The sequence below is a fragment of the Sphingomonas sp. SRS2 genome (genome assembly GCF_000971055.1).
GTDB lineage: Bacteria > Pseudomonadota > Alphaproteobacteria > Sphingomonadales > Sphingomonadaceae > Rhizorhabdus.
In genome coordinates, this window is sequence record NZ_LARW01000105.1 from 1 (window position 1) to 4707 (window position 4707).

The window sequence follows — 4707 nt, forward strand, 5'->3', positions numbered from 1 at the left end:
TAGGGAGGGTGGCCCCGGTGCCGTTACGGCCTACCCACAACGCCTCCCCATAAATTTATTTTTCGTCGTAAATTTCGCTTGCTGATTCGATTATTTCAAGGCGACCCCGCCGCCCCGTCCAAGCCCTTGAGCAGACTCGATTTTTTTCGCCCGATGGAATGGGACTCGTTTCGCCGATGCGACGAGTCGAGTCGCCGAACCGTCATTTAGACTCTTGCGCTCGGATTCAGATAAGGCACTATAGGTGGTGTAAGACAACAGGGGCAGCGCTAGTGGTGGTGGCAGACGTCGGGGAGCTTGGCTCCGGGCGAATGATCCACAACGTCGCTGAAAACTGGGGATAAGGGCAAATCGGCGCTGGTATCGGCCTGCCGAAGCACTACATTCTCCATACGCCCTGAGTCGAACGGATAGGGAACATGGCCTGATGGCCTGTTCTATGGTATTTGTGCGCGGGAGACGGGCCGGTGGATCTTTCTGGCAGCAGCGAAGTGAGCGCGAACGACGTGGCGACGATTATTGATTCTCCGTCGAAGGAGGCCAAGGCCCCGACGGCAACCGCCCCAGAGGCTGTGGCGACTGCGGAGGCTGCTCCGGCGGCCGCGGAGAGCGGTGTGCCTGCGGCCGAGCCGAAGAAGCGCGGCATCGACAGCATGGAGATCACGCCGCAGCTTTATCCGATCGAGGTCGATCACAGCCGCGACGCGCTCCTCACCGATTTCGGCAAGGACACGCTGACCGATCGCTATCTCCTCCCCGGCGAAAGCTATCAGGACCTGTTCGTGCGCGTCGCATCGGCCTATGCCGACGATCAGCCGCATGCCCAGCGCATCTACGACTATATCTCGAAATTGTGGTTCATGCCCTCCACCCCCGTTCTCTCGAACGGCGGCACCGGGCGCGGCCTTCCGATCAGCTGCTATCTCAACTCGGTCGACGACAGCCTCGAAGGCATCGTCAATACGTGGAACGAGAATGTCTGGCTGGCGGCGCGCGGCGGCGGCATCGGCACCTATTGGGGCTCGGTGCGCGGCATTGGCGAGCCGGTCGGCCTGAACGGCAAGACCAGCGGCATCATTCCCTTCGTCCGCGTGATGGACTCGCTGACTCTCGCGATCAGCCAGGGTTCGCTGCGCCGCGGCTCGGCGGCGGTCTATCTCGACGTGTCGCATCCGGAGATCGAGGAGTTCCTCGAAATCCGCAAGCCATCGGGCGACTTCAACCGCAAGGCGCTCAACCTGCACCATGGCGTGCTGCTCACCGACGCCTTCATGGAAGCCGTGCGTGACGGCGCCGAATGGGATCTGGTCAGCCCGAAGGACGGATCGAAGCGTTCGACGATCGACGCCCGCTCGCTGTTCCAGAAGCTGGTCGAGACCCGCCTCGCGACCGGCGAGCCCTATATCGTGTTCAACGACACGGTGAACCGCGCGATGCCCAAGCATCACCGCGATGTCGGCCTGAAGGTCTCGACCTCGAACCTCTGCTCCGAAATCACCCTGCCGACCGGCCGCGACCAGCATGGTATGGATCGCACCGCGGTCTGCTGCCTCAGCTCGCTCAACCTGGAAACCTGGGACGAGTGGAACGGCGACAAGCGCTTCATCGAAGACATCATGCGCTTCCTCGACAATGTCCTGCAGGACTATATCGACCGCGCGCCGGACGAGATGGCCCGCGCCAAGTACAGCGCCAGCCGCGAACGCTCGGTCGGCCTCGGCGTGATGGGCTTTCACACCTTCCTCCAGGCGCGCAATATCCCGTTCGAAGGCGCAATGGCGAAGAGCTGGAACCTGCGCATCTTCAAGCATATCGCCGCCGGCGCGCAGGAAGCGTCGATGCTGCTGGCCAGCGAGCGCGGGCCCTGCCCCGACGCCGCCGACCAGGGCGTGATGGAGCGGTTCAGTTGCAAGATGGCGATCGCGCCGACCGCGTCGATCTCGATCATCTGCGGCGGCACCAGCGCCTGCATCGAGCCGATCCCGGCCAACATCTACACCCACAAGACGCTGTCGGGCAGCTTCTCGATCAAGAACCCCTATCTCCAGCGCCTTCTCGCCGAGAAGTCGAAGGACAGCGACGCGGTGTGGAATACGATCCTCGAAAAGGGCGGTTCGGTCCAGCATCTCGACTTCCTGAGCCAGGAAGAGAAGGACGTGTACAAGACCAGCTTCGAGATCGACCAGCGCTGGCTGATCGAACTCGCCGCCGATCGCACGCCCTATATCGATCAGGCGCAGTCGCTGAACCTGTTCATCCCGGCCGATGTCGAGAAGTGGGATCTGCTGATGCTCCACTTCCGCGCGTGGGAACTGGGGATCAAGTCGCTCTATTATCTGCGGTCCAAATCGGTCCAGCGCGCGGGCTTCGCGGGCGGGGTCGAGGCCGACAATACCCCTGACCTCAAGCAGATCGAGCTTGATGTGAAGGATTATGACGAGTGCCTTGCTTGCCAATGACCCCGTCATTGGCGCGCGGCGGCACTCTAGCCTGCCAGTAACCCGCCGCCCCTTTCCGTCATGCCAGCGAAGGCTGGCATCTCAGGAGGTGGGAAGAAAAGGTTGAGGCAGGGGCCGCCCGAGATTCCAGCTTTCGCTGGAATGACGGGTGAGGTGAAGTTCAGGACAGATTGAGGGAGCGCGGGGGCGCGTTGCCGGGGGTGCAGGATGGACGTTTCGGTTTCGCTGGTCATTGCCGCTGCATCCGCCCTGGTTGGCCTGCTCTGCCTGTGGCTCGCGCTCGTCGCGCTGGTCCGCATGGGCAAGGCGAAGAAGGGCAAGGATGTCGGCGGTGACACGCCGGCCACGCTCAGGGGTTTCGCGCTGCGGCAGTTGCTGAGCGCGGTCGTGATGTTCGCGCTCGCCGCGCTCATCTATGGTTTTAATTGATTTTAGCTGATTAGCTGAAAGGTCCGTCCGATGCCGCTTCTTCAGGCCAGCCGCACTTATAAGCCCTTCGAATATCCGTGGGCGTTCGAATATTGGAAGCGGCAGCAGCAGCTCCACTGGCTGCCCGAGGAAGTGCCGCTGGGCGAGGATTGCCGCGACTGGGCGCAAAAGCTCTCGGATCATGAGCGCAACCTGCTGACGCAGATCTTCCGCTTCTTCACCCAGGCCGATGTCGAGGTGCAGGATTGCTACCACGACAAATATGGCCGCGTGTTCAAGCCGACCGAGATCAAGATGATGCTGACCGCGTTCAGCAACATGGAGACGGTGCACATCGCCGCCTACAGCCATCTGCTCGACACGATCGGCATGCCCGAAACCGAATACAGCGCCTTCATGCAGTATAAGGAAATGAAGGATAAGCACGATTATCTGTCGACCTTCGGCGTCGACAGCGACGAGGATATCGCGCGCACGCTCGCCATGTTCGGCGGCTTCACCGAAGGGCTCCAGCTCTTCGCCAGCTTCGCGATGCTGATGAACTTCCCGCGCTTCAACAAGATGAAGGGCATGGGGCAGATCGTCACCTGGTCGATCCGCGACGAAACGCTGCATTGCGAGGGGATCATCCGGCTGTTCCACGCCTTCTGCAAGGAACGCAACTGCCTGACGAACAACGTCAAGGAAGACATTCTCGACATGTGCCAGAAGACGGTGCGGATCGAGGACGCCTTCATCGACCTGGTGTTCGAAATGGGCCCGGTCACCGGCATGACGCCGAAGGACATCAAGAAGTACGTCCGCTACATCGCCGACTGGCGGCTCGGACAGCTCGGCCTCAAGCCGATCTACATGATCGACGATCACCCCCTGCCCTGGCTCGCCCCGATGCTCAACGGCATCGAACACGCCAACTTCTTCGAAACCCGCGCGACGGAGTACTCGAAGGCAGCGACCCGCGGCCAATGGTCCGACGTCTGGGACGCCTTCGACAACCGCAAGGTGGCGAAGCAGGTCGCCCCGGCGAATGAGGACGGCGCCGAGGGCGGGTTGTTCGGACATGCGGGGGTTGCGGCGGAGTAGACGCTCTTTTCCGAATAACAGAGGGCGCGAGGAGTAATTCCCGCGCCCTTTCCTTTGTCCCGATTGCGCCAACCATAATCGTCATGCTGAACTTGTTTCAGCATCCACCCATCATCCGCACCCGTTCTCCTGTGGCACGGTGGATGCTGAAACAAGTTCAGCATGACGGATGATGGAGAGTAGCTTTCCCCTTGGGAGAACGGATTATTCCGCCCCTTCCCCAATCGCGCTCATATCCATCCAGAACAGCTCCCATACATTGCCGTCCGGGTCCTCGACGCTGCGGCTGAACATGAAGCCGGGGTCCTGCGGCGGATTGGGATCGGCCTTGCCGCCGGCGGCGGTTAGCCGGGTGATCGTCGCATCAACATCATCGCGGCTGTCGACGTTAAGCGCGTAGAGCGCCTGGGTCTGGGCGCGGGGGTCGCCGATCGGGCGGGCGGTGAAGCTCTGATATTTTTCATGGGTGAGCAGCATCACGTAGATCGTGTCCGACAGGACGATCGCCTTGGCGGTCTCGTCGGAGAATTGCGGGTTCACCGTGCCGCCGAGCGCCTCATAGAAAGCGACCGACGCCGCCAGGTCGCGGACGGGCAGGTTTATGAAGATCATCTTGGCCATTGTCGGCTCCTCTCTCGGCGCATCGGCTGATGGTAGCGATGCCCGGTGACGAGGTGAAGACGGTTGAGGTTGGGGCGATCCTACAAAGCCCCTCTCCTTCAGGGGAGGGGTTGGG

General features: G+C 61.5%; 4 protein-coding genes. 3 read left to right on the plus strand and 1 reads right to left on the minus strand.

Features of this window, described 5'->3' with window-relative positions:
• Positions 1 to 653 precede the first annotated feature (653 nt).
• The 3 genes from WP12_RS15785 (at position 654) to WP12_RS15795 (ending at position 3971) form a co-directional block, all read left to right on the plus strand.
• A complete protein-coding gene (locus WP12_RS15785; RefSeq protein ID WP_443027883.1) occupies positions 654 to 2459 on the plus strand; it encodes a ribonucleoside-diphosphate reductase subunit alpha in 1806 nt (601 codons plus the stop codon).
• A 207-nt stretch (positions 2460 to 2666) separates the two neighbouring features.
• Positions 2667 to 2888, plus strand: coding sequence for a hypothetical protein (locus WP12_RS15790; RefSeq protein WP_046194648.1), 222 nt, complete (start codon positions 2667 to 2669; stop codon positions 2886 to 2888).
• 30 nt (positions 2889 to 2918) lie between these two features.
• On the plus strand, positions 2919 to 3971 hold the full coding sequence (locus WP12_RS15795) for a ribonucleotide-diphosphate reductase subunit beta (RefSeq protein WP_046194649.1): 1053 nt from the start codon (positions 2919 to 2921) through the stop codon (positions 3969 to 3971).
• Positions 3972 to 4175: 204 nt separating this feature from the next.
• Here WP12_RS15795 and WP12_RS15800 read toward each other — a convergent pair whose 3' ends face one another.
• Positions 4176 to 4592, minus strand: coding sequence for a VOC family protein (locus WP12_RS15800; RefSeq protein WP_046194650.1), 417 nt, complete (start codon positions 4590 to 4592; stop codon positions 4176 to 4178).
• Positions 4593 to 4707 lie beyond the last annotated feature (115 nt).